25 protein-coding genes are annotated in these 22,647 nt (G+C 58.5%); 12 read left to right on the top strand and 13 right to left on the bottom strand.

Annotated features, from left to right (window positions below; all coding sequences use genetic code 11):
• Positions 1-6: 6 nt before the first annotated feature.
• Both ACSSU5_RS23525 and ACSSU5_RS23520 read left to right on the top strand, forming a co-directional pair.
• Positions 7-1,560 (top strand): cryptochrome/photolyase family protein, encoded by a 1,554-nt coding sequence (locus tag ACSSU5_RS23525; RefSeq protein ID WP_492559960.1) that lies wholly within the window; start codon positions 7-9, stop codon positions 1,558-1,560.
• A complete protein-coding gene (locus ACSSU5_RS23520; protein WP_492559959.1) occupies positions 1,557-1,739 on the top strand; it encodes a DUF2256 domain-containing protein in 183 nt (60 codons plus the stop codon). The genes ACSSU5_RS23525 and ACSSU5_RS23520 overlap by 4 nt, the downstream gene beginning before the upstream one ends.
• On the opposite strand, the gene ACSSU5_RS23515 is transcribed toward ACSSU5_RS23520, so the two are convergent.
• The 7 genes from ACSSU5_RS23515 to ACSSU5_RS23485 all read right to left on the bottom strand — a co-directional run bounded on the left by ACSSU5_RS23515 (position 1,677) and on the right by ACSSU5_RS23485 (position 7,181).
• Positions 1,677-2,165: a DUF2878 domain-containing protein gene (locus ACSSU5_RS23515; protein WP_492559958.1), complete on the bottom strand. Its 489-nt coding sequence runs from the start codon at positions 2,163-2,165 to the stop codon at positions 1,677-1,679. The genes ACSSU5_RS23520 and ACSSU5_RS23515 overlap by 63 nt on opposite strands.
• Positions 2,165-3,427: a class I SAM-dependent methyltransferase gene (locus ACSSU5_RS23510; RefSeq protein ID WP_492559957.1), complete on the bottom strand. Its 1,263-nt coding sequence runs from the start codon at positions 3,425-3,427 to the stop codon at positions 2,165-2,167. Before ACSSU5_RS23510 ends, ACSSU5_RS23515 begins: the two co-directional genes overlap by 1 nt.
• Positions 3,402-4,211, bottom strand: a complete 810-nt coding sequence (locus ACSSU5_RS23505; protein ID WP_492559956.1) for a DUF1365 domain-containing protein — start codon at positions 4,209-4,211, stop codon at positions 3,402-3,404. Before ACSSU5_RS23505 ends, ACSSU5_RS23510 begins: the two co-directional genes overlap by 26 nt.
• Positions 4,208-5,455 (bottom strand): NAD(P)/FAD-dependent oxidoreductase, encoded by a 1,248-nt coding sequence (locus ACSSU5_RS23500; RefSeq protein WP_492559955.1) that lies wholly within the window; start codon positions 5,453-5,455, stop codon positions 4,208-4,210. Before ACSSU5_RS23500 ends, ACSSU5_RS23505 begins: the two co-directional genes overlap by 4 nt.
• Before the next feature lie 6 nt (positions 5,456-5,461).
• Positions 5,462-6,214, bottom strand: a complete 753-nt coding sequence (locus ACSSU5_RS23495; protein WP_492559954.1) for an SDR family NAD(P)-dependent oxidoreductase — start codon at positions 6,212-6,214, stop codon at positions 5,462-5,464.
• Positions 6,211-6,633 carry a nuclear transport factor 2 family protein gene (locus ACSSU5_RS23490; protein WP_492559953.1) on the bottom strand — a complete coding sequence of 141 codons (423 nt, stop codon included), beginning with the start codon at positions 6,631-6,633 and terminating at the stop codon, positions 6,211-6,213. Before ACSSU5_RS23490 ends, ACSSU5_RS23495 begins: the two co-directional genes overlap by 4 nt.
• Before the next feature lie 101 nt (positions 6,634-6,734).
• Positions 6,735-7,181 (bottom strand): PAS domain-containing protein, encoded by a 447-nt coding sequence (locus tag ACSSU5_RS23485; RefSeq protein ID WP_492559952.1) that lies wholly within the window; start codon positions 7,179-7,181, stop codon positions 6,735-6,737.
• 153 nt (positions 7,182-7,334) lie between these two features.
• Between ACSSU5_RS23485 and ACSSU5_RS23480 the strand changes: the two genes are divergently transcribed.
• The 3 genes from ACSSU5_RS23480 to ACSSU5_RS23470 all read left to right on the top strand — a co-directional run bounded on the left by ACSSU5_RS23480 (position 7,335) and on the right by ACSSU5_RS23470 (position 9,762).
• Entirely contained in the window at positions 7,335-8,222 is an 888-nt protein-coding gene (locus tag ACSSU5_RS23480) for a MerR family transcriptional regulator (RefSeq protein ID WP_492559951.1), read from the top strand.
• 231 nt (positions 8,223-8,453) lie between these two features.
• Positions 8,454-9,080, top strand: a complete 627-nt coding sequence (locus ACSSU5_RS23475) for a hypothetical protein (protein ID WP_492559950.1) — start codon at positions 8,454-8,456, stop codon at positions 9,078-9,080.
• A gap of 271 nt (positions 9,081-9,351) precedes the next feature.
• Complete coding sequence (locus tag ACSSU5_RS23470) at positions 9,352-9,762, top strand: antitoxin Xre-like helix-turn-helix domain-containing protein (protein WP_492559949.1); 411 nt, start codon at positions 9,352-9,354, stop codon at positions 9,760-9,762.
• 101 nt (positions 9,763-9,863) lie between these two features.
• On the opposite strand, the gene ACSSU5_RS23465 is transcribed toward ACSSU5_RS23470, so the two are convergent.
• Together ACSSU5_RS23465 and ACSSU5_RS23460 are read right to left on the bottom strand one after the other, a co-directional pair.
• Positions 9,864-11,156, bottom strand: a complete 1,293-nt coding sequence (locus tag ACSSU5_RS23465) for a tyrosine-type recombinase/integrase (protein WP_492559948.1) — start codon at positions 11,154-11,156, stop codon at positions 9,864-9,866.
• A gap of 122 nt (positions 11,157-11,278) precedes the next feature.
• Positions 11,279-11,554: a helix-turn-helix domain-containing protein gene (locus tag ACSSU5_RS23460; RefSeq protein ID WP_492559947.1), complete on the bottom strand. Its 276-nt coding sequence runs from the start codon at positions 11,552-11,554 to the stop codon at positions 11,279-11,281.
• A 90-nt stretch (positions 11,555-11,644) separates the two neighbouring features.
• On the opposite strand from ACSSU5_RS23460, the gene ACSSU5_RS23455 reads away from it, so the two are divergent.
• Positions 11,645-12,154 carry a hypothetical protein gene (locus ACSSU5_RS23455; protein WP_492559946.1) on the top strand — a complete coding sequence of 170 codons (510 nt, stop codon included), beginning with the start codon at positions 11,645-11,647 and terminating at the stop codon, positions 12,152-12,154.
• A 1,319-nt stretch (positions 12,155-13,473) separates the two neighbouring features.
• On the opposite strand, the gene ACSSU5_RS23450 is transcribed toward ACSSU5_RS23455, so the two are convergent.
• The gene (locus tag ACSSU5_RS23450; protein ID WP_492561355.1) at positions 13,474-13,818 is read right to left on the bottom strand and encodes a zinc-binding dehydrogenase; all 345 of its coding nucleotides are present in this window, start codon (positions 13,816-13,818) and stop codon (positions 13,474-13,476) included.
• Between the two features lie 195 nt (positions 13,819-14,013).
• On the opposite strand from ACSSU5_RS23450, the gene ACSSU5_RS23445 reads away from it, so the two are divergent.
• Positions 14,014-14,838: an NYN domain-containing protein gene (locus ACSSU5_RS23445; RefSeq protein WP_492561354.1), complete on the top strand. Its 825-nt coding sequence runs from the start codon at positions 14,014-14,016 to the stop codon at positions 14,836-14,838.
• A gap of 201 nt (positions 14,839-15,039) precedes the next feature.
• Entirely contained in the window at positions 15,040-15,714 is a 675-nt protein-coding gene (locus ACSSU5_RS23440) for a histidine phosphatase family protein (protein ID WP_492559945.1), read from the top strand.
• Between the two features lie 20 nt (positions 15,715-15,734).
• On the opposite strand, the gene ACSSU5_RS23435 is transcribed toward ACSSU5_RS23440, so the two are convergent.
• The 3 genes from ACSSU5_RS23435 to ACSSU5_RS23425 form a co-directional block, all read right to left on the bottom strand.
• The gene (locus ACSSU5_RS23435) at positions 15,735-16,358 is read right to left on the bottom strand and encodes a dTMP kinase (RefSeq protein ID WP_492559944.1); all 624 of its coding nucleotides are present in this window, start codon (positions 16,356-16,358) and stop codon (positions 15,735-15,737) included.
• A gap of 14 nt (positions 16,359-16,372) precedes the next feature.
• A complete protein-coding gene (locus ACSSU5_RS23430; RefSeq protein ID WP_492559943.1) occupies positions 16,373-16,795 on the bottom strand; it encodes a PA0061/PA0062 family lipoprotein in 423 nt (140 codons plus the stop codon).
• A gap of 165 nt (positions 16,796-16,960) precedes the next feature.
• Positions 16,961-18,349, bottom strand: coding sequence for an aminotransferase-like domain-containing protein (locus ACSSU5_RS23425; protein WP_492559942.1), 1,389 nt, complete (start codon positions 18,347-18,349; stop codon positions 16,961-16,963).
• Between the two features lie 138 nt (positions 18,350-18,487).
• On the opposite strand from ACSSU5_RS23425, the gene ACSSU5_RS23420 reads away from it, so the two are divergent.
• Genes ACSSU5_RS23420 through ACSSU5_RS23405 form a run of 4 tightly spaced genes read left to right on the top strand, consistent with a single transcriptional unit; the run spans position 18,488 to position 22,596 of the window.
• Positions 18,488-19,774 carry a hydroxymethylglutaryl-CoA reductase, degradative gene (locus ACSSU5_RS23420; protein WP_492559941.1) on the top strand — a complete coding sequence of 429 codons (1,287 nt, stop codon included), beginning with the start codon at positions 18,488-18,490 and terminating at the stop codon, positions 19,772-19,774.
• A complete protein-coding gene (locus ACSSU5_RS23415; protein ID WP_492559940.1) occupies positions 19,774-20,676 on the top strand; it encodes a hydroxymethylglutaryl-CoA lyase in 903 nt (300 codons plus the stop codon). Before ACSSU5_RS23420 ends, ACSSU5_RS23415 begins: the two co-directional genes overlap by 1 nt.
• A 58-nt stretch (positions 20,677-20,734) precedes the next feature.
• Positions 20,735-21,211 carry a hypothetical protein gene (locus ACSSU5_RS23410; RefSeq protein ID WP_264313373.1) on the top strand — a complete coding sequence of 159 codons (477 nt, stop codon included), beginning with the start codon at positions 20,735-20,737 and terminating at the stop codon, positions 21,209-21,211.
• Positions 21,208-22,596, top strand: a complete 1,389-nt coding sequence (locus tag ACSSU5_RS23405; protein ID WP_492559939.1) for a tripartite tricarboxylate transporter permease — start codon at positions 21,208-21,210, stop codon at positions 22,594-22,596. Before ACSSU5_RS23410 ends, ACSSU5_RS23405 begins: the two co-directional genes overlap by 4 nt.
• Positions 22,597-22,647 lie beyond the last annotated feature (51 nt).

The following is a 22,647-nucleotide window of genomic DNA, read 5'->3' as shown; positions in this document are numbered from 1 at the left end:
TGAACGATGCGCCTGGGCCTTGTGCTGGGTGACCAGCTGTCGTTCGACCTGGCGAGCCTGGCTGCCCTTGACCCCGCCCGCGATGCTGTTCTGATGGCGGAAGTGGAGGGTGAGGCTCGCTACGTGCCGCATCATCCGCTCAAGATCGTGCTCATCTTCAGCGCCATGCGGCACTTTGCCCAGGCCCTGCGTGAGCGGGGTTGGCAGGTGCATTATGTCGAGCTCGATGCTGACGGCAACAGCGGCAACAGCGGCAACAGCGGCAACAGCGGCAGCATCGTTGGCGAGTTGCATCGCTGGCAACACGCCCTGGGCGCCACGCACATTCACTTGACCGAGTGCGGGGAGTGGCGCCTGGAGCAGGCTTTGCGTGATGCCGCATTGCCCCTCGTGTGGCATCGCGACACGCGTTTTCTGTGCTCCCGCGAAGCCTTCGCGCGCTGGGGCCATGAGCGACGCCAGCTGGGTATGGAGCACTTCTACCGTGGCATGCGCAAGCGAACCGGCCTGCTTATGGAGCCCGACGGCAGTCCGGCAGGTGGGGCCTGGAATTTTGATGGTGACAACCGCAAGTCATTACCTCGCCAGTTGCGTGGGCCATTCGCTGCGCATTTCCCACAGGACGGAATCACGGCAGCGGTGGTCGCCCTAGTACGTCGGCGCTTCAGCGACCACTACGGGGACATCGACGGCTTCGACTACCCGGTGACCCATGCCGAGGCACAGCAGCTATGGCAGCACTTTCTGGATTTTAGCCTGGCGGCTTTCGGCGACTACCAGGACGCGATGGCCGAGGGCGAGCCGTACCTGTTCCATGCCCGCATCAGTGCGGCGCTCAACATCGGGCTTCTGGATGTGCGATGTCTGTGTGAGGAGGTCGACAAGGCCTGGCGCGAGGGGCGGGTGCCGCTTAATGCAGCTGAAGGCTTCATTCGCCAGTTAATCGGTTGGCGCGAGTATGTACGTGGCATTTACTGGCTGCGCATGCCGGAGTATGCCGGGCTCAATCACCTGGGCAACGACCGAGCGTTGCCTGAATTCTATTGGACCGGGCACACCCGCATGCGTTGCATGGAACAAGCCATCGGGCAGACCCTGCGGTTGGGCTACGCGCACCATATCCAGCGGCTGATGGTTACCGGCAACTTTGCCTTGCTGGCCGGTATCGTGCCCACCGCGATTTGTGAGTGGTACCTGGCGGTCTACATTGACGCTTTCGACTGGGTCGAACTGCCCAACACGCTTGGCATGGTGATGCACGCCGACGGCGGCTACCTGGGTTCCAAGCCCTACTGCGCCAGTGGCCGTTACATCCAGCGCATGTCCGATCATTGCAAGGCTTGCAGTTACAAGGTCGATCATGTGATCGAGGACGATGGCTGCCCGTTCAATGCCCTGTACTGGCATTTTCTCATCCGCCATCGCCCCCTGCTGTCGACGAACCCGCGTTTGGCTCTGGTCTATCGCAGCCTCGATGGCATGACGGCTAGCCGGCGCGACGCCGTGTGGCAGCGTGGCCAGGCACTGTTGGCGCAGCTCGATGCGCAGCAGGCGTTATGAAAAAGAGCCTTTTGCCCAGCAAGGTCTGCGTGGTGTGTGGTCGGCCGTTCAACTGGCGTAAGCGCTGGGCTCGCTGTTGGGAGCAGGTGCGCTACTGCTCCGAGCGATGCCGCAGGTCAGCGCCGCGCTGCGAGGCGCGCGAGCAGTGGCAGGGCCAAGGCCCAAGTCGGCATCAGTAGCAGGCCGGTTTGCAGCGCGCCAAGCGGCAGGGCGACATCCGCAAACCTTGCGCCGCCTACGTAGGCCAAGGGGCCACCCAGTGCGCCCAGCAGCGCACCGAGCTGCCAGTGCCTGCCGGCCCATGCCAGGCTGTGTCGCATGCCGCTGGCCAGCACCAGCCACAGCAGCGCCAGCCACAGTGGCAGCGGCCAGGCGTCGAAACCGAACATCCCCAGTGCCCCCAGCGCGCTATCGAGCACACAACCGGCCAAGGTGACGCGCAACAGCGCCTTGACCTCGGCGTTAGCATCCGGGCACAGGCGCAAGTGCACCACCACACCTGCAATCACCAGCAGCAATAGCCAGGGGCGTTCGGCGCCCAGCACGCAGATCCACCAGCCAGCCTGTAACCAGACGGCATTGGCGACCAGCCAGCGCCCGGGCATCAGGCACCGTAAGGCAATGGGGCGCGCCGTGCCAGTGGGGCTGCCCACAGCAGGTGCGCAACGCCGATGGTGCGCTCCTCGAAACCGCCCTGGCAGTAACACAGGTAGAACTCCCACAGGCGCTGGAACATGTCGTCGTAGCCCAGGTCCGTCAGTGCTGTGCGCGCCTGGCGCAGGTTTGCACGCCAGTGCTGCAGGGTGTGGGCATAGTCCCGGCCGAAGTCTTCCATGTGCACGAGGTTGAGTGCGGTATGCCGGGTGGCGGTGTCGAGCAATACGCTCAGCGAAGTCAGGGCGCCACCGGGGAAAATGTAGCGCTGGATGAAGTCGACCGAGCGCCGCGCTTGGGCGTAGCGCTGGTCGCGGATGGTGATCGCCTGCAGCAGCATCAGGCCGTCGGGCTTGAGTAGCGAGGCACACTGGCGGAAATACACGGGCAGGTAACGATGGCCGACTGCCTCGATCATTTCGATCGAAACCAGTTTGTCGAAGGTGCCTTGAAGGTCGCGGTAGTCTTCGCGAAGTACCTTGACGCGCTGCTCCAGCCCGAGGGCCTGAACGCGCGCCAGGGTATGGCTGTACTGCGCCTCGGAGAGCGTCGTGGTGGTGACCCTGCAGCCGTATCGGGTGGCTGCGTGGATCGCCAGGCTGCCCCAGCCGCTGCCAATTTCAAGCAGGTGATCGTCAGGCTGCAGTTCAAGCTTCTGGCAGATGCGCTCCAGCTTGTGCAACTGGGCTTGCTCCAGTGTTTGCCCGGGATGTTCGAATTGGGCCGCCGAATACATCATGGTGGGGTCCAGCAGCCGCTCGAACAGGGAATTGCCCAGGTCGTAATGGGCCAGAATATTGCGCCGGGCACCGCGTTTGTTGTTGCGGTTTAGCCGGTGCAGAAGCCTCAGGGCAGGGCGGCCGAAACGGGCCAGGCCACCCTCGAGCGCGTCGAGCACTTCAAGGTTGGCGACGAACAGGCGGGTCACCAGCGCCAGGTCGGGGCTTCGCCAATAGCCGTGGATGTAGGCTTCGCCAGCACCGATCGAGCCATTGCCGGCGACCAGGCTCCAGGAGGCGTCATCGAGGATCTCCACCTCGGCTTGCAACGGGCTGTCGACATCACCGAAACTCCACTCCTGCCCGTGGCAGAGCAGGCGCAGATGGCCGTGGCGCAGCTTGCCCAGCTGGGCGAGCACGGCGCTTCGTGCCAGCCCGCCGAGCAAGGGCGCAAGGCCCGCGAACTTGCTAACGCTCAGTGTGGGATTTGACATCATCAGGGTCCTCGCAAGGTTGGCCCAGCGCCAGGTCATTCTGGCTGGTGGTGTGGTCATGCACGGGGGTGCGTTTGAGTAGCAGGCGTAGCGCTTGCCAGTAGATGGCCGAGACAGTGCGCAGGCTCATCCATGGGAATGTCATGACATATCGACGCAGCGCGGTTCCATCCAGTGGTTGACGGTGCAGGGCGAGGTCGGCCTCGAACACCTTGCGGCCGTTTTGCCAGTTCTGCATGTGGATGCGTACATGGTCCGCGCTCAGGGAAAAGCGCAGGTGATAGTCCATGTTCAGTGGCATGAACGGCGAAACATGGAAGGCCTTGGCCACGGTGAAGGGCATGGCAAGGTTGTCTTGAACTGGTAGCACGTAATGAAAGCGCTCACGCCACGGGGTGTTGCTCACTTCCATCAGGATCGCCGTCAGGCAACCGTCGCGGTCATGGCAGAAATAGAAACTCACCGGGTTGAACGACAGCCCCCAGCAACGCAGTTGCGTGAGCAGCCGCACCGGGCCTTCGGGCATATGCCCCGTGGCCTGCCCGACCAGCAACCGTGCGGCCTGTGCCAGGGCTTCGCCGTTACGGGTCTGCGCTGGCAGGTAGTCGGTCTCGCGCCAGCACAGCGGTGCGAGGCGCCAGCGCCCCAGCCAGCGTGACAGGCCCATCAGCCAGGCTTGTTCGTCCAGGTCCAGGTAGAACATGCCAATCCGGTAGCGGAAAGCATGGCGCCGCGGGGTCAGCCGACGGTGACTGATCCAGCCCAGACAAAGGCTGCTGTTCACAATTGCTCTCCGAAGTGCGCAGCCACCTTCAGCGCGCTGACCACCCCGTCCTCATGAAAGCCGTTGCCCCAGTAGGCGCCACAGAAGTAACTGTGCTGCTGACCCTGCAGTTGTGCCTGGCAAGCCTGTGCGTCGGACGCGGCAATGCTATACTGCGGATGGGCATACTGGAAGCGCGCGATCACCTGCGCCGGGTCTATCAGTGCGGTCTGGTTGAGGCTCACGCAGAAGGTTGTCGGTGCCTGGATTCCTTGCAGAATGTTCATGTTGTAGGTCAGCGCGGCGGGAGCCTTTTCTGGGCCGCCCAGGCGGTAGTTCCAGCTGGCCCAGGCGTTCCTGCGGCGTGGCAGCAGGCGGGTATCGGTGTGCAGCACCACGTCGTTGCTGGCGTAGCCGATGGCGCCGAGCACGGTGCGCTCCTGCATGCTTGGGGTTTCCAACAGCGCCAAAGCTTGGTCGCTGTGGCAGGCGAACACTACATTGTCGAAGCGTTCGGTGCCGGCCGTGCTCACCAGGGTCACGCCACCCTCATCGCGGCTTACCCGGGATACCTTACAGTTGAGGCGGATGCGTTCGGCAAACGGTCGGCACAGCGGCGCGACATAGCTGCGTGAACCGCCTTCAACCACCCGCCACTGGGGACGTTGGTTGACCGACAACAAGCCGTGGTTGCGACAGAAGCGCACGAAGAACTCAAGGGGGAAATGGAGCATGTCGGCGCGGGACATCGACCAGATCGCCGACCCCATCGGCACGATGTAGTGATTGATGAACCGCTGCCCGTAGCGCCGTGTCCTAAGGTAGGTGCCCAGGGTGGTGTGGGCATCGATACGCTGGTTGTCCAGGTCGGCCAGTGCCTGACGGTTGAAACGCAGAATATCCCGTATCATGCCCCAGAAACCTGGGGACACCAGGTTGCGGCGTTGGGCAAACAGCGTGTTCAGATCGTGACCGTTGTATTCCAGGCCAGTGATCGGATCATGCACGGAAAAACTCATTTCGGTCGACTGCGAGGCGACCTTGAGCTGGTCGAGCAAGCGAATGAAGTTGGGGTAGGTCCAGTCGTTGAAAACGATAAAGCCGGTATCTATTGCATGGCGCTGGCCCTTCCAGATCACATCGAGGGTGTGCGTGTGGCCTCCGATCCATTGCTCGGCCTCGAAAACCGTTACTTCATGCTTGCGTGATAGCAGATAGGCGCAGGTCAGCCCCGCGATGCCACTGCCGATGATTGCGATACGCATGGATCATCATTCCTGTTCATGACGGGCGAGGCGTTGGCCGAGTGCCAAACGCAGGCGCGCGGGTAGAGCCCCTAACAGGCGCAACACCAAGGTGAAAAGGCCGGGAAAGTTGATTTCCAGGGGGCGCCGGGGCAGGCGCCTGGCGATATGCCGCGCTGCGCGCTGCGCAGTCCACAGCTGCGGCATGGGGAAATCGTTGCGACGGGTCAGTGGCGTGTCGACGAAGCCAGGGCTGACCAGGGTGACCGCGATACCCTCGCGAGCCAGGTCTATTCGCTGTGACTCCACCAGATAGCGCACCGCGGCTTTGGACGCGCCATAGGCGCCGGCGCGGGGCAGGGCCAGCCAGGTCACAGAACTGCCCATTACCACCAGGTGAGGGCGCTGGCCGGCGCGAAGCAAGGGCAGTGCCGCCGCCAGGCAGTAGCTGACACCCAGCAGGTTTGTGCGCATTACACGCTCGACCAACGCTGGATTGAAATGCCCCGGCTCCAGGTATTCGCAGGTGCCGGCATTGAGAATGGCCATGTCCAGCCCTCCCCAGGTCTGCTCGATACGTGCGGCGATCCCGGCGACCTGCTCCGGGTTGTCAAGATCACCAATGGCCAGTAATACCTGCCCGGGAAACTTTTCGGCCAGAGGGGCAAGGCGATCGGCATGGCGCGCGCCCAAGGCAACCTGGTGGCCTTGCTCCAGAAGGAGGTGTGCGAGTGCGGCACCGATACCGCTGCTTGCGCCGGTCAACCAGCATCGGCTCATGCCAGCCTGCCTTTGAGCCAGCGGATTGCACCGCCCATCAGGGGGAGGTGTTCATAAAGCATGGCACCGGCGTCGAAATAGTCCTGGTGAAAATGCACGCGGTCGCGCCAATGCAAGCAGCTACACCCTTGCAACGTGATCGGCTGACCGCGGGCCAGGCGTGGGTGGCAAAACTGCAGCGTCCAGCGCAGGTAGCCTTGCCCGGGCCTTATCTCGTCGGCGCTGGTGATGGAATAGCGGATATCCCTAGCGTTGGCATACAACTGCGCGAAATAGGCGCGCAGGGCCTGCAGCCCCTGTATGTGATGCAGAGGGTCGCGAAAGGTGACATCTTCGCTGTACAGTTTTTCCAGCGTGTCGAGGTTGGCCCCATCGAGGTTGGCGAAGCGCTCGACGAATTGCTGTAGGTACGCTGACATGCTGGGCTCCAGTCGATCCTGTACAAAATTTGTTTGTTGTACAGGTATAGCTGAAGCCCAAGCATTAATCTATACAGGATGGCGATTTTGTATAGGTTTTGTCATTGCTCGGTCTGTCCCAGTTGCCAGCGCAATTCAGCCACTTCAGCCTCCAGCTCGCGTACCTTCTCCTCGGCGCATATCTGCGCTGTGACGTCGCGCTGAATGCCGATGTAGTACGTCAGCTGGTCCGCTTCGTTGTACACGGGCGTGATGGACAACTCATTCCAGAAAAGGCTCCCGTCCTTGCGGTAGTTGCGCAGCACCTGGCAGCAGGGGCGGCCTTCGCGGATCGCATCGCGGATGGTTGCCAGGCCCTCTTGGTCATGAGCCTCGCCCTGAAGAAAACGGCAGTCCTGATAGAGGATATCGTCGGCGCTATAGCCGGTCAGGCGCTCGAAGGCGGGGTTGACGTAGATAAGGATACTGTCATTACCTTCCTGCTCGGCGACGACGATACCATCGTTCGAATGCTCGACCATCAGTTGCAGGAGTTTCGCGTTGATCATAGGGCCCACCTACAGCGTTTCGTATGCGATATGCGCAGCGTAGCTTCTGTGCAGAAGGTTTCGGCGCCGTTTGTTGCATGATGAACCAAGGAGGCTCGCCGCAGAAGGTGCATATGGGTTTAGAATGGTTTACCACTCGGATATTCCCTCGTTATGACTGACGCCACCCCACCCAATTTGCTACCTATGCGCGATGTCGTCAGCATGACCGGCATCAACCCGGTGACCCTACGTGCCTGGGAGCGGCGCCATGGGTTGCTACGTCCGCAGCGCACCGAGGGCGGCCATCGCCTGTACACGGTGGGTGATGTCCAGCGCATACGCGACATCTTGCGCTGGACGGCAAACGGCCTGTCCGTCAGTAAGGTCGGCGATCTGCTCGCGGCGCAGCCTGAGGCGTCTGCGCAGCAGCATTCGGCCTTTGACGATTGGCGCGCGGCCGTGGTGCGCGCAACCAAGGCATTCGATGGGCCGGCACTGGAGGGGATCCATGGTCAGTTGTTCACTCTCTTGCCGAAGGCCACCGTGCTGCGTGAAGTGCTGATGCCGGTTTGGCATGATCTGGCTTCAGGCACAGCGCCAGGCCAGCGTAGCCAGTGGTTGTTTCTCGACACGTTCCTGCGCGCCCGCTTGCTGTTGCGTCTGCAGGTGAACCAGGTCGATGCGCCGCAGGTTTTGCTAGCCGGTAGCGAGGGGCAAGCCGAACTCAGTGTGTTGTGCGCCGGGCTACTCTTGAGCAGCGAGTTACACCGTATCGACGTGCTCGGTTGCGGGCAGCCACTTGAAGAGCTCCCCATCGTGTGTGCGGCCATGCAGCCTGCGGCACTGGTGATAAAAGTCAAGGCGCCGGTGAGCCCCACCTTGGCTAAGCGCTTGCGGTCGTTGCAGATGGAAATTGCGTGCCCGCTGGCCTTGATAGGCGAGGGGCTGGCCGATTCGCAACCCACCTTGAACGGAATTCCGCTATGCCTGCTGGACGAGGGAGGCGCTGACGCCGCGCGCATGCTGAACGCCTTGCACAGCGGTGCTCTTGACGTTTGACCGAAGGGCTCGCCCCTTTGCCGTCATGTCTGAACCTCGCCACTGTCGACAATCAGCCCGAGCGCTTCGACGGCCAAATGCTCTGCCGATTGACGCGACGCCATGTACCTAAGTCGCACGGAACACTGTATAGAAGCCCCAGTGCTCTGCTCGTCGCGAGCGCTTGTAGAGCCTTTGAGCATCCGATAGCGTTGTTGATTACTGGACACTAGTTTTCTCAGAGATCCCGCCATGACTCTTTCGGCTGTTCTTTCCGATGTGCTCTCGGAGCGACTAACTCGCACGGCAGACAATGCCGCGCTTTATACCGCTCTTACGGGAGCCGACAGGATGCGTGTGATTGGTGAGCAGCTGGAGTATAGCGCTGAGACTGGATACCGATTGATCCGTGTTGACCGTCATTTGAATTCGATTGACGGCGATGAGTTCGAGATCGCACTGGTCGACGATGCCCAATCATCAGTCGCGTACTACATCAAGGTCACGCTAGCGCTCAGTCCGCAACCCACTAATAGAAACACAGCGTACTATCGGGTTTGGCGATCGGCAAGCCATCGTCACTCCTTGGCGCTTCGCGATATCTCGCAGAAGGTGCTCTTTGGATACATTGCGCAGCACTACGACATTTTTCTTACGGAAGGAGACGTATCTGGAGGTGGTAGATTCTATTGGCACCGCCAGATTTCTCGTGCGATTGAGGGGGGGTTCTACGTGTCAATCTATGACCAAACAGCACAAGCCTTTCGACCGGTTTTAACGCAGCGCGCGCTGAGTGATATACAAGACCAAACATGGTCGACTGCCGACTACGAGCCACTGATTGCGCTCGTTTCGACCGTTCCTCTGAGCAGTCAGTAGTCCAAAAAGCTCATATGAAGGTCTAGTCCGGTCTGCTTCCTGGCTACCGTAGCAGGCAACGCCTCTAAGCTGTAGGCGGGCCGAACCGGTGATTAGGTTGCCATGATACTTGCCACTACCGTTCGAGCAGCTAACAATTTCAGTGAGGTAAGCGCCCAAAAGAGATGTCAATTAATGCTGTTTAGAGATCGTGGCGGCCGGTCTCTCTTAGATCGGAAGCTGAAACATCACTACAGATGTGCCTTGAGAGAACAATCGGAAGGTGGAGCCAATGCAAATACCAACACAACCAGCGCTTTCGTCTATCAAGACAGCAGTGGGCTTGAAGGTGGCCTTGCACATTTTGCATGGTTGGCAGGCGACGACTACTCAAATCTGCTCAATTCTGCGGATCTCTTCCGCAACTTACCGGCGAGCAGTGCGAGCGCCGGCATCTCCGCGAAAGCTGGATCAAGATCAACAACAGCGGATCAGCCTCGTACTTAATATCCATGCCTCACTGCGCAGCGTATTCGACAATCCCGCTAACGTTTGCGGATTTCCAGGATCGCGTAACAATAATGCTTTTTTTGATGGTCGGTCTCCATTGGAGGTCATGGCGCAGGGCACCATGATTTCGCTTTATGAAACGTACAAACGTATCCACCAACTGGAATTACGTATAGAAGCTCAGAGCTCATGAGTGCGTGATTTGCGTCAAGATCGAACTCTATTTATTTTGAACAAAAGCCATAAGCCCGGAAAACGGAACATTCGCACGCGAGTTTTATTGGCAATGAGTAGTCATTTACGCACCTTGAGGCGTTTAGCTGAAAAAGCTCGCTGCTCATCTAAACTATTGTAGTAGATATTCTGTGTAGTACTTAAGCTATTATGTCTTAGGTCGGCCTGCAGATCTTTCATGTCTCTGTATGGCGCATCGAAAGTAGCTGATGTGTGTCGAAGCCAATGGAGTGAGGCCGAACGAAGAGCATCGATTTCATCATCAGTCCACGCCTCGTTCTGCATCCGCTGCAAAGCTCGGTCAAATACATCCTGAATTAATTTTCGGATGTGCCGATCTGACAAGCCGCCTCGACCTTTGAGGGTGCTAATCACCGGTGTCTTTTCCTGAGCAGAGGGCAGGGGAGGCAGTCCTAAATATTTGCGGTAGCGAATCAAGTAGTCGCTTATATAGTCATCGCGGACACTAATTTTTGCAGCCTTATTGCCTTTCCCTACGACATGAAACCACCAATTACCTGAAGAATCTCTGCGAAAGTCACCCATTGTAGGACGCCAATTTTCGCGACCGACTAAGTCAGACACGCGCAAGTACATCGAAAAGACTGTCGCAACTATGAAAAGGGTGCGTTCATGAGCTAAATCTTCAGCGGCCATCTGCTCGGCACAATCTATAACAAAGCTCCACTGTAGCTCCGAAAGCGAACGAGCACTAGCATCCAGAGTATTACGCTGCTTATATACCGACTTCTGCTTGATGGCTCGAAATGGGTTGGACTCCGTAAATCCTTCATCCATAGCGTGCTGAAAAAAACTGCCACATACGGCGAATACTTGGGCTACAGAACCTTGCGCCATTTGGTAGGGGCGGTCGCGTAGATCTGCGGAATTTTCGGAAGAAATTTTCCGCTCGCGTTTGGGAATAGTGTTACTAAACGGACGCCATTTATCATTTATCACATACTCATCCGAATCAAGACGTTTCCTTCCCCCAAGCCTTACAAACCTCGACTTCACGACTGGGCCGACCCAAGAAGCAGGGGGTTGTAAGCAAAATTCCATAAATTTCTCAGCGTCCGAGCGCCTGAGATCTATTATTGGTTTTTGGGCTAAAAGTAGAGACCATAATAAAAGGCGCTCCGCATGAGTGCGAAACGAAATAAAAGTGGATTCGTTGCCAGCGTAAGATTTCAAGAAGCTTCGAACAATGAGGTAGCTGTCTATAGCACCGCGCTCCGGCGCGAATTGTCTTAGATAGTCAAGGACTACAGGACGTTCCGCGCTAATCCCTAAGAAATTGAGTTCAGTGAACCGGGAGAAGGTGTCGAACAAGGGGATGGGAGCCAATCTCATATTTTCACGGTACCGATCGTAGGAGACCGGTGAGGATGCCTCGAAATGGCTTGTAGTGCAATATCCAGGTCTAGCCGTTATCGGATATTACATGGGCGCGGAGCCCTATCCAGGATCAATCTTCAAGACTGTCCCAGGTCTTTGCGCACCCGGGCGAAGAGCACCTCAATATCTGTTTCCTTTCCTGTTAGCAGAAAGACCTCAGTGAGTAGGCTGAGAGGGTGAACGTCCATGCGAACTGAGAGCTCCACCAGTTTCTCAAGGGTAGGGCTTTTAAGGCCTCGCTCAAGGGTGCTTACGTAGGTACGGCTACTGACTTCTCCCAGATCTTCTTGGGTGAACCCGCGGCTGGTTCGGATGCTACGCAGCGCTTGGGCGAGGGCTTGCTTGAGTTCCATTTGCGTTTCTTATCCACAAAAGGAAGGATGAAGCCTTGTTGAGCCCTATAGGCCACAATCTATAGTGTTCATTTCTCAAGGAGGCATACTATGGCCGGGCTACGTGTAACCCTCGACACATTCTCCGAGGTTCTGGATGCTGACCCATGCACACCTTTTTTTGTCGCGTGCGTGCTGAATCTATACGCGCACGACGAGGTGCTCGGCGTTCAAATATTAAAAAATGGACAGAACGTCCTCGGCTTCCTCCATGAGCTAGATGACCCTTCGGCAACGCTTGCTGTTGTTGGTCTGCAAATGGCGGTTCCTCCGTGTATGACAAAGACTAACCGTTGGGAACTCGAAGCTATACTAGATTTTCAAACAGCCACGATTATCCGTCAGGATGACGAGCTGAGTGGTTATGCATACCGAACTCTTTCCGGACGACTATTTTCGGATGAGTATGAGCTGAACGTCACGCAACTAGCAAATGCAAGGACCATCTATGCAGCGTCCAATGCGAATGGGCATGACGTAGAACTTAGCAAGTTTCAGATGTGGCTGTCAGCTGTTTTGGAAGGCTTAATTAACGAGGCCTATACTATGAAAACTGATTGAAATGTCACCAATGAAAACTAATTTTAACGCTGCTTTTGCCGCTCTTAGTGCATGAGCTTTAGTAAGCGCCTAGCCTGGCCATCGGGTCCAAAGGCAGAGGCGTGGGGCTACGGATGGAGCCACGCTGATAGCCTTATCAGCAGGTCCCTAGGCGCTTTCCGTCCACCAGAACGCTCACCTCCACCCACTTAGTACATTTTCACATGGTACCAATATTATTCATTTAGTACAGTTAACATCAGGACCGATTGAAAAGCAAGTGGACGAAGAGTAGCGGAAGAGGAAACCATTGCAAGGAATAGCGGCTAATCACTGAGCACCGGCACTAATTAATATCAGTAAAAGCATGAGAACTCCCCACGTGAAAATGGTCTCCTTGAGAGACAATCCACGAGATATGCTGACACAATACCAACGATCTTAGTGGTGAGTTAGGTGCAGGATTAGCGTGCTGTGAGGGGGCGGCGAGAACTTTTGAACCTGAAGATAAAATTTCAGGACGAGCAACTCCAATAGAGAAAGGAACAACGTCGAATTTTAGTCCAAGCACAGCAGTCCCAATTCCGCTCATCACATCATGATGACCAGTCCCAGGGTTTAAAGAAATTCTCACTTTGTCCCACGTTATCGAGAAAACACCCAGTGCTTGAGTTACACACTGCGCAGCCTTATGGCCACGAAAAATGAAGCGTACTATTTCCGATAACTCACTCTCGGGCAAAACTTTGTCCCGCAATTTAAAACGCGAAATTTACCTGCCACTCACACGATGCACCAGATTATTCGCCGAGTACGCGTCGGCAGACGCTCGCCTGGCTATGGCTTTCGGTGACCGATGACCAATCAGACGCTCAATTCTCGACGCTGAGCAGTTAAAACGACATTGATGTGATCACTAGAATCCCAGCGGTGTACGTTCAAAATTACCGAAGTCCCATAGTTACAGATTTTTTTCCGAGGAAGACGTCAGATTTCCCTCGTAGAAGCTAGAGGTGTCTCGCGTAACCCTCTGAGCAGCTTGCATTCCCAGGGTTAAAAATTTTCCGTCCCGCAGTTAAGCAATAGTCACAGCTGGGCTGCTTTCAAATCTGGCCACACTCGGGCGCTAGCCTGAATACGAATGTGCGCATAATGCATATTATGTTAAATCAGATGCTATGTCACAAACGTACATGAGGCTCATAAGGTACTGATTCGACAAATCCGCTTTTGCCGTCCACGCTCGCAACGGGCCATGTCCTTCGTGTTCATGGCGAGTTGTTGAGACTGTAGGCTGGTTGAGCCACGATATGTGTGACTCGACCCCGTGCATCAGAACGTTACTCGATATCGATAATAACCTTACCAACGGCCTTACCAGAACCCTGCAAAACCTGTGCAGCTTGGGCTTGCGCTAGCCCAAAACGGTGGGGATCCATCAGCGGTTTGAGTTTGCCTTCTTCTGCGAGCCGCGTCGCATGACGCAAGAGTTGACCGTGATGTGCACGCCCTTCCCCGCTAAGCATTGGCAAAAGGACGAATATGCCTGACAGCGTCACGCAGCGCAGTGAGCCAGGGGCCAGATTGTGGGAGGCGAAAGCAAAACAACTGGCGACATGGCCATAGGGTTTGGCAGCAACAAGGGAGTCGTCCAGGCTCTGTCCGCCAACGGAGTCATAAACGATGTCGAACCCTTTGCCTTCAGTGAAATCCGCAACGTATTCGTCGACGCTTTTGACGCGGCAATCTGGATTGCTATATGGCCGACTCCGCCAGCGCCGCCTTGCACCAAGACACGCTGGCCGGCTTGGACAGCGGCTCTATCTACCATGCCTTCCCAGGCGGTCAAAAATACCAGAGGAATTGCCGCGGCTTCGCGCATGGTGAGGTTCTTCGGTTTCAACGCAAGCAGTGCAATACAGAAACACCTCGCTGTACTGATTGACGCTGACAATGCTCCGGCCGCAATCGTCGAAGGACTTTTCGAAGAGATCGCCAAGTACGGAGTCGCCAGCGTGAAACGTATTTACGGTGATTGGACCGGCCCGCAACTGGGTGGCTGGAAAAAAGTCCTGCTCGACCATTCGATCCAGCCCATCCAGCCCATCCAGCCCATCCAGCAATTTGCCTATACCAAAGGCAAGAACGCCACCGACAGCTCGCTCATCATCGACGCCATGGATTTGCTCTACACCCGGCGTTTCAATGGCTTTTGCCTGGTCTCCAGCGACAGCGACTTCACGCGCTTGGCATCACAGCTGCGTGAGGAAGGATTGACTGTTTACGGCTTTGGCGAGGAAAAAACGCCAAAGCCCTTTGTGGCGGCTTGCGACAAGTTCATTTACATCGAATTGCTTCGCGACGAAGCCGCTCTAGCGCCCACTACTGAGACGTCTGCTGAATCATCCGTAACGCCTGATACAACCAAACCGGTTTCGGTAGAACAACCCAAGAAGCCCAAGGCGCCAATCGGGTTCATTACCAAGATCCTGGACGATATCGCTGATGAGGAAGGATGGGCACATTTAAGTGTGCTGGGCACAAACATCTCAAAGCTTCGCCCAGAGTTTGACCCTCGTACGCATGGTTTCAAGAAACTGAGCGACTTGATCAAGGCGTACCCGCAAACCTTCGAACTGCAAGCCCGGGGAGCATCTGCTGGCGGTACGGCGATGTACGCGCGGCACAGGCCACCCAGCAAATGATCGCAGTTCAATCAAAAGACCTTGGGAGGAGCAAAACCCAACCGCCCTCCTCTATAGGCCCGTAATCGCTTATTTGCAGCGGGCCTCATACATTAGCCATTGTGCGTAACGCACGAGCGGTTCGACGCACATCTTCGCTAGCGCGACGAAATTCCCACCCCACTTGATAACCATGGAATTGCCAGTGGACAAGAAATGTCAATGAAGAAGGTCAGGTTAGTACGTCATGGAGAGAGTGCGGCAAATGCGGGCGCCGCGACGCTCGATCACGCAAGTATTCCGCTTACCGAGAAAGGTCTTCGGCAGGCCGAGCGGGTAGCGCAGTCCATTACCCAGCTTCCCGAGCTGGTCATCACCTCGCCCTTTACACGGGCCCAGGCGACAGCGGCTGTAACGGTTTGTGTGCACCCGACTGTTCCACTCGAAGTCTGGCCTATCGAGGAGTTCACTTACCTCGACCCTGCCATCTGCGTGAACACCACCGTCGAGCAACGCAAGTCTTGGGTCGACCACTACTGGGCAAGATCAGATCCCTCCTACAGGGATGGCGGAGGTGCTGAGTCGTTCCTCGATTTCGTTGGCCGCGCGCGAGCATTTCTAGATCGCCTTGCAGCGTATCCCGCACAAGACATTCTGGTGTTTTCTCATGGCCAATTCCTCAACGTAGTAGTCTGGCTGATCGAAAGCAGACCCCATCAGATTGATGACCTGGCGATGCTCGACTGGCGCAGATTCGAGATAGAAAACCACATACCGAATGGATGCGGTTACATCGTGTCATGCTCCCCAAACGCGTCGATTTCGTGGTCACGCAGCCACTCACTCAACCTTGATGGTGCGCGACGGCCGTCTGCTTCCCGTCGACTACCTTTCTGACTCTAGCCACAGCGAAAGGCCTAGCCACCCTGGCGGCGTTGCACCCTGTAAATCTCCGAAACCACCTGCATCGTCGCCTCTTCCACCGTCCCTTCATTACGGCACAAAACCCACCCCTGCTCCGCAACCGCCCGCTCAAACGCCTCGGTACTGGCCACCTGTTCCCCCAGGTTGAACATCACCGTACTCCCCAACCCACGTGACCGCGCCGCTGCCCTCGCCCACGAAACCTCAGGGTCAGTGACAACCCCGACATGCACGTCAGGCACGCGCACGTTTCGATCCATGTTCAACCGCAGAATCTGCGCAAACGGTACTGTCCGCCGAAACGCTGCGTCGGAGGGGTACCAGCGATCGATCAAGATGATGCTGCCCAATGGCTGCTTAGGCAGCACATGCTGAGTAATCCAGCTACGGCTATCGGCCAGGCGCTCACAAACCCCCAGCTCCAGGTCCTGGCAGGGGTTTCTGGCGAGTTTGTTGACCAAGGCCATGGTTTCCCCCCTGTTGGGGTCGTTATTTCGCTCGCACAGCCGGATCACCTTGTGGTTGTCGGCCCTCAGTACTTTCGTAATGGCCTCCAACAAGGTGGTCTTGCCGGTGCCTTTGGGGCCATCCAGAGAAACAAACAGCGGACGATTCATACGTCAGGTATCACTCACATAAGACAATAGAACTCGCTAACCTCTGCAACCATCTTGCCCTGGGCATCGTACAGCCGCGCCTCAGGCGTCAAGGCCATGGAGCGCGCCTCCAGCACATAGCGCTGGCCCGCTTTGAAATCCGGGTAATTGAGCGTCAGGTAGCATTCGCGCACGGTGCTGCCACCCATCATGCTCATGCCTGAGCCACCGCTTGCTTCGAAGTCGAACCTGACAATCAGTTCATGGCTGCCGGGGCTAACCTGAAAGAAGCGGCCATCGCGCAGGCGTTGCTTGTCCAGCCGTTCGGCCATCAGCACCCTGTCGTTTGGAAACGGCACCGAGAAATCGACCCAGGCCATCTGGGGATTGGCGGCCGGCATTGGCGCCTGGCAACCCGCAATCACTGTGATGGCGAGCAACAGCATCAATCTGCACATGGTAGAGGCCTCATGGGATATCGATCCAGACGGTTCAAGCCCACTGAGCTTGCGTGGCCAACCCGAACAGCTCGCGCAAACCATTGATACCCAGTTTACGGTATAGACGCGTCACATAGGTGGCCGCGCTGACAGGCCGCCCCCCCAGTTACTCGGCACTGTCCTCTACTGCATGTCCCCTTGAGGAGACAACAACACGGCCTTGAGCAATGCATCGTTCAAATAGGCCACGTTCAAGCGCGTCCAGGGGTTAACCCGTGCCTGCTCCGGCGAAAAAATGTGCCCTGGAGCAATCATGAAACCCTTGGGCAGCAACTGCCGGGTCAGCTCCCTGGCGTCGTCGACATGGGCAAAACGGGCCCACAGATACAGACTCTGCTCGGGCCGCGCGAACACCTCGGCGCCGATCTCGTCGAGCATCTGCAAGCCCGCCGAGGTCGCGGCTTTCAAGCGTTCCTGCAGGCGGATCACGTGCCGCAGGAAGTGCCCTTCGGTAAGGATGACGTCGACGGTGCGTTCGCACAGCTCCGAGGTGCTGGTGTGCAGGAGCATCTTGAGGTCACCCAGTTCATCGATGACCTCTTTGCTGCCCGCGATAAAGCCCACTCTCAACGCCGCTGAAACCGACTTGGAGAAGCTGCCGACATACAGCGAGCGCTGCAGTTGATCCAGTGCCGACACCTTGATCGCCGAGGCCGGTTTAAAATCGGCCAAGGCATCATCGTCCACCAAAATGAAGTTGTGTTCTTCGGCCAACTGCACCAACCGATGCGCTTTGCTGGGGGAAATATCGGAGCCGGTCGGGTTATGGCCGACGGACTGAATGAAAAACAGCTTGGGCTTATGCAGGCGCAGGTGCTGCTCCAGCCCCTCGATGTCCGGCCCATCCGCCAGCCGTGGCACCGAAAGCATCCGTGCCCCTTGCAACTGCAATTTGCCGAACAGCGGGTAGTAACCGGGGTCCTCCACCAGCACGCTGTCGCCTGGGGCGATGAAGCGGCGGATGATCAGGTCCAGCGCATGGTTGGCGCCGTGGGTGGTGACAATTTGCCTGGGGCTGGCAGTGATTGCATAGCTGGCCAGCTTCTGCACCAGGTGTTGGCGCAAGCTGGCGTTGCCCAGGCGGTTGCCATAGCGAAACAGCGTGGTGACGCCGGTGCGCATGATTTGCCGGGTGAACTTGTCCAGGCGCATGTCCATCAACCATTCCACCGGCGGGAAGCCCTCCCCCAACGGCGAATGCCCAGGCTCACGGACAAACTGCTGGCGCATCAGCCAGATGGTGTCCATCGCCCGTGTATAAGGCAGAGGCTCTTCAGGCTCGTTGCTACGTGGCGCGCCTTGTTTGACGAAGAAACCCTGCCCATGCCGCGCCTCCACCAGGCCTTGGGAGGCCAGCGATTCGTAGGCGTTGATCACGGTGTTTTTCGAATGGCCAAACAAACGCATGCACTCACGCAGGGACGGCAGACGCTCGCCAATGCGGTAGGTGCCATTGCCGATTTGCTCGGCCAAGGATGCTGCCAGTTGCTCTGCGAGTGTCTGCCGCGCCATTGTCAGGTGTCCTGAATACCTTTTATACCGGGAGGGTACAGCTTAGGTACTGTCCGGCCAAACTGTACCTTCTTTAGCCAGACAGATCGGACTAGGGTGACGCCAACTCAAAACAATAACTGCAAGAGAACCCCTCTCATGAGCATCGACTCCCGCCTGCCCATGTTCCGCGCCATGTCGCCCGCCGAACGCCTCAGCCACTTGCAAGAAGCGCTCGAACTGCCCCAGGCAGACATCGCCCTGCTTCGCGACGCCGGCGCGCTACCGTTGGCAATCGCCGACGGCATGATCGAGAACGTGATCGGCACCTTTGAATTGCCCTACGCCGTGGCCAGCAACTTCCAGATCAACGGCCGCGACGTGATCGTGCCCTTGGTGGTGGAAGAACCTTCGGTGGTCGCCGCTGCCTCATTCATGGCCAAGCTGGCACGCGAGGCCGGCGGCTTCAAGACGTCGAGCTCGCTGCCGTTGATGCGCGCCCAGGTACAGATCGTCGAGGTCACCGACCCCTTCAATGCGCGCCTGAGCCTGCTGCGCCACAAAGACCAGATCATCGAGCTTGCCAACCGCAAGGACCAACTGCTCAACAGCCTCGGCGGCGGTTGCCGTGACCTCGAGGTACATACCTTCGCCCAGAGCCCGCGTGGGCCGATGCTGGTTGCCCACCTGATCGTCGACGTGCGCGATGCCATGGGTGCCAATACCGTCAATACCATGGCGGAAGCGGTAGCGCCGCTGCTCGAAGAAATTACCGGAGGCAAAGTGCGCCTGCGCATCCTCTCCAACCTGGCCGACCTGCGCCTGGCCCGGGCGCAGGTGCGCATTGCCCCTGAACTGCTGACCACCGGCGCCTACAAGGGCGAGGAGGTCATCGAGGGTATCCTTGATGCCTACAACTTCGCCGTGGTCGACCCCTACCGTGCAGCCACCCACAACAAGGGCATCATGAATGGTATCGACCCGTTGATCGTCGCCACCGGTAACGACTGGCGCGCGGTCGAGGCCGGGGCCCATGCATACGCCTGCCGCAATGGTCACTACGGTTCGCTGACCACCTGGGAAAAGGACAGCCAAGGCCATCTGGTCGGCACCCTGGAGATGCCCATGCCCGTCGGCCTGGTCGGTGGCGCCACCAAGACTCACCCGCTGGCGCAGCTGTCACTGCGCATTCTTGGGGTCAAAACCGCGCAGGAGCTTGCTGAAATCGCAGTCGCGGTAGGCCTTGCACAAAACCTCGGCGCCCTGCGTGCGCTGTCGACCGAAGGCATCCAGCGTGGTCACATGGCCTTGCACGCACGTAACATTGCGCTGTCTGCAGGTGCCAGGGGCGATGAGCTTGACTGGCTGGTCAAGCAGATGATCGAGGCCCGCGATGTGCGCGCCGACAAAGCCTCAGAACTGCTCAAGCACAAGCGGGCGCAGTAATGGAGGCGGTACGGCTGGTCGAGGTGGGGGCCAGGGACGGCCTGCAGAATGAACGGCGCACGCTCTCACCGCAGATTCGCGTGCAACTGCTGCAACGCCTGGCCGGCGCCGGGTTGCAAACCCTGGAGGCCGGCGCTTTTGTGTCGCCGCGCTGGGTACCGCAGATGGCCGGCTCCGATGAGGTGTTCAAGGCATTGCCAAAGCGCCCAGGTGTGACCTGGACGGCGCTGGTGCCCAACCTTAAAGGGCTGGAAGCTGCAATAGCGGCGGGTTGCCGTGAGGTCGCAGTGTTTGCGGCGGCCTCCGAGGCGTTCTCGCAAAGTAACCTCAACTGCTCGATAGAGCAGAGTTTGCGCCAATACCAGCAAGTGATGGTGCGCGCTCGCGAAGCCGGGGTCAGCGTGCGGGGTTATGTCTCGTGCGTCATGGGCTGCCCGTTCAGCGGCCCGGTCAAGCCGCAAGCCGTGGCGGCAGTCAGCGCCTCACTGTTTGGCATGGGCTGTTACGAAATCAGCCTGGGCGACACCATTGGCACCGGTACGCCAGCGGCGACCCGGGCGCTGATCCAGGCGTGCCGCCAGGTAGTGCCAGTAAGCGCCCTGGCTGGGCACTTCCATGACACCTACGGCATGGCCATCGCCAATATCCATGCCGCGCTGGAGGCGGATGTGCGGGTGTTCGACAGCTCAGTGGCAGGCCTGGGTGGTTGCCCGTATTCGCCGGGCGCCACGGGCAATGTAGCCACCGAAGAGCTGCTGTACCTGCTCGACGGCCTGGGTATCGGCCACGGCGTCGATCTTGACGCGGTCATCGAGGCAGGTCAGTTCATCGGTGCCCAGCTTGGCCGGCCAACGGCCTCCAAGGTGGCCCGCGCCCTGCTCGCTCAGCGCACAATGGGTTAAGCGTCATCTCTTCACGTTCATAACAATAAAAGCCCGCAAGGGCAGTGGGAGACTCTTCATGAAGTCCGAACTGTACGAAGTCTGGGGCGACACCGTAGACGGCCGTCACCTGATCTACGCCATCGCCATTGGCGCCCTGGTCAGCCTCGGCGCGTTCTTTACCGCGCAACATCTGCTGGTGGGCTGGGTTGAGTCGCTGCAAATGGCCCGTGCCTACGCAATGCTGGTAGGTATTGTCGGCTGCCTGGTCGGCGGCGGCATCAGTGCGGCGCTGTTCAAGCCCAAGCGCAATGTCGTCGAGCACCTGGCAGACCCTGCCTGGCGGGCAAAGATCCTGGTCGAGTTGCAGAACGAATTTGGCCCCCTTGGCCGCTTGGCAGACTTGCCTGCAGCAACCATTGCAGAGCTCAAAGAAATGGATCTCTATGACCTGTTCGCCGAATACGAAAAAGGCCAGCCCTCGCCCCCGAGCAACCTGCATGCCTCATCTGCCGCGCCTGTGCCCGCGGTCAGTGCACACGGAGGCCGGCCATGATCGCGCTGATGATGGACCAGTTTCTAATAGCTCTGGGCATGGGCATTCTCGGTGCGGTCATCTTTGCCGGCATCGGCCTGATTTCAGGCAGCGATGAAACCACCACCCTCGCCCCCCTCACCCTGCTGGTGGTACTGCTGGGCGTGCCGGCAGCCGGCGTGCTGACGTTCTTCCTGGCGGGCGCCGTGGCCAAGCACATGACCCACGCGGTACCGACCGCGCTACTGGGTATTCCCGGCGACACCATGGCGACACCCCTGATGCGCGAAGCCAACTTCCTGCGCAACCTGGGCGTGCCACACATTGCCCTGCGCAAGATGATCTCCGGCGCTGTCATCGCAGCATTGATCGCCGTGCCGATGGCCGTGCTATTCGCCGTGATGCTCGCGCCATTCGGGGACATGATCAAGCACGCCGCACCTTGGGTCTTCCTGCTGGCGGCAGTGGCCATCGCCTGGTTCTCCAAAGGCCGACTGGCAGCCGTGCTGACCTTGATCCCATTCGTGATGGTGATTGTCGGCCTGCAAAGCCTGACCGCGCAGTACGGGGTCAAGCTCAGCGTCAGCTACTTCCTCGGCATCGCCATCGGCCCGTTGATTGCCGCGCTGTTCTGCCTGCTCGCGCCAGCCGAGCGCGCCAGCATGCGCCGTCAGCAGGTGCGCACGTTCTCCTTGTCGCCTGATGTAAAAAGCTGGGGCGGGTTCTTTCCCAACCCACTGCGGGTACTGGACCGCAAGCAAACCCTGTGGACCGCCATCACCGCGGTGGTCTCCAGCGCCACCTTCGTGTTCAGCCCGGTGGCGATGACGGTGATCATGGGCGAGGCCGTCGGTTCTCGGGTCAAGCACGTCTACCACCGCCTGACCACGGTCATTACCGCCCGCAACGGCGTCACCGAATCGACCTACCTGGCCGAAGCCTTGATCCCGCTGATCGCCTTCGGCCTGCCGCTGAGCCCGGTCGCCGCCGGCCCCGCCGCGCCTTTGTTCAATGCCCCGCCACGCTTCAGCGTCGATACCGCCAGCGGCCAGGTGAACAACCTGCATTCGCTGCTCAGTACCTGGGAGTTTCTGGGCTACGGCATGTTGGCGGTGCTGGTCGCGATCCTGATCGCCTACCCCTTCACCATGAATTACGCGCACCGAGCGGCCGCTTATGTGTCGCGCAAGATCAGCCACGAAGCAGTGATCGCGACCTTTGTCGGCCTGATTCTGGTGATCGGCATCTGGGAAGGCGGCCTGCTGGGCTTGCTGGTGATCGTCACCATTGGCCTGTTGGGCGGGTTTCTCTCGCGTTTTCTCGGCTTCAACATCGGCGTGCAGTTCATGGGTTACTACACCGCCGTGCTAACCGTGCCAGCGTTGATTGCCCTGATGGGCGCATAACCCCTCTCCCCCCGTAACCGCAGACACCCTCATTTCGCAGCCTCGCGCTGC

The sequence above is a fragment of the Pseudomonas sp. E1MeOHC2 genome (genome assembly GCF_058745025.1).
This window is presented reverse-complemented; position numbering and strand designations above follow the sequence as displayed.

Bases quoted from the DNA above. Each gene is read 5' to 3' on its own strand.
- ACSSU5_RS23525 (WP_492559960.1), top strand. From the start codon at position 7: ATGCGCCTGGGCCTTGTGCTGGGTGACCAGCTGTCGTTCGACCTGGCG.
- ACSSU5_RS23520 (WP_492559959.1), top strand. From the start codon at position 1,557: ATGAAAAAGAGCCTTTTGCCCAGCAAGGTCTGCGTGGTGTGTGGTCGG.
- ACSSU5_RS23515 (WP_492559958.1), bottom strand. From the start codon at position 2,165: ATGCCCGGGCGCTGGCTGGTCGCCAATGCCGTCTGGTTACAGGCTGGC.
- ACSSU5_RS23510 (WP_492559957.1), bottom strand. From the start codon at position 3,427: ATGTCAAATCCCACACTGAGCGTTAGCAAGTTCGCGGGCCTTGCGCCC.
- ACSSU5_RS23500 (WP_492559955.1), bottom strand. From the start codon at position 5,455: ATGCGTATCGCAATCATCGGCAGTGGCATCGCGGGGCTGACCTGCGCC.
- ACSSU5_RS23495 (WP_492559954.1), bottom strand. From the start codon at position 6,214: ATGAGCCGATGCTGGTTGACCGGCGCAAGCAGCGGTATCGGTGCCGCA.
- ACSSU5_RS23490 (WP_492559953.1), bottom strand. From the start codon at position 6,633: ATGTCAGCGTACCTACAGCAATTCGTCGAGCGCTTCGCCAACCTCGAT.
- ACSSU5_RS23485 (WP_492559952.1), bottom strand. From the start codon at position 7,181: ATGATCAACGCGAAACTCCTGCAACTGATGGTCGAGCATTCGAACGAT.
- ACSSU5_RS23480 (WP_492559951.1), top strand. From the start codon at position 7,335: ATGACTGACGCCACCCCACCCAATTTGCTACCTATGCGCGATGTCGTC.
- ACSSU5_RS23475 (WP_492559950.1), top strand. From the start codon at position 8,454: ATGACTCTTTCGGCTGTTCTTTCCGATGTGCTCTCGGAGCGACTAACT.
- ACSSU5_RS23470 (WP_492559949.1), top strand. From the start codon at position 9,352: ATGCAAATACCAACACAACCAGCGCTTTCGTCTATCAAGACAGCAGTG.
- ACSSU5_RS23465 (WP_492559948.1), bottom strand. From the start codon at position 11,156: ATGAGATTGGCTCCCATCCCCTTGTTCGACACCTTCTCCCGGTTCACT.
- ACSSU5_RS23460 (WP_492559947.1), bottom strand. From the start codon at position 11,554: ATGGAACTCAAGCAAGCCCTCGCCCAAGCGCTGCGTAGCATCCGAACC.
- ACSSU5_RS23455 (WP_492559946.1), top strand. From the start codon at position 11,645: ATGGCCGGGCTACGTGTAACCCTCGACACATTCTCCGAGGTTCTGGAT.
- ACSSU5_RS23445 (WP_492561354.1), top strand. From the start codon at position 14,014: ATGGTGAGGTTCTTCGGTTTCAACGCAAGCAGTGCAATACAGAAACAC.
- ACSSU5_RS23440 (WP_492559945.1), top strand. From the start codon at position 15,040: ATGAAGAAGGTCAGGTTAGTACGTCATGGAGAGAGTGCGGCAAATGCG.
- ACSSU5_RS23435 (WP_492559944.1), bottom strand. From the start codon at position 16,358: ATGAATCGTCCGCTGTTTGTTTCTCTGGATGGCCCCAAAGGCACCGGC.
- ACSSU5_RS23430 (WP_492559943.1), bottom strand. From the start codon at position 16,795: ATGTGCAGATTGATGCTGTTGCTCGCCATCACAGTGATTGCGGGTTGC.
- ACSSU5_RS23425 (WP_492559942.1), bottom strand. From the start codon at position 18,349: ATGGCGCGGCAGACACTCGCAGAGCAACTGGCAGCATCCTTGGCCGAG.
- ACSSU5_RS23420 (WP_492559941.1), top strand. From the start codon at position 18,488: ATGAGCATCGACTCCCGCCTGCCCATGTTCCGCGCCATGTCGCCCGCC.
- ACSSU5_RS23415 (WP_492559940.1), top strand. From the start codon at position 19,774: ATGGAGGCGGTACGGCTGGTCGAGGTGGGGGCCAGGGACGGCCTGCAG.
- ACSSU5_RS23410 (WP_264313373.1), top strand. From the start codon at position 20,735: ATGAAGTCCGAACTGTACGAAGTCTGGGGCGACACCGTAGACGGCCGT.
- ACSSU5_RS23405 (WP_492559939.1), top strand. From the start codon at position 21,208: ATGATCGCGCTGATGATGGACCAGTTTCTAATAGCTCTGGGCATGGGC.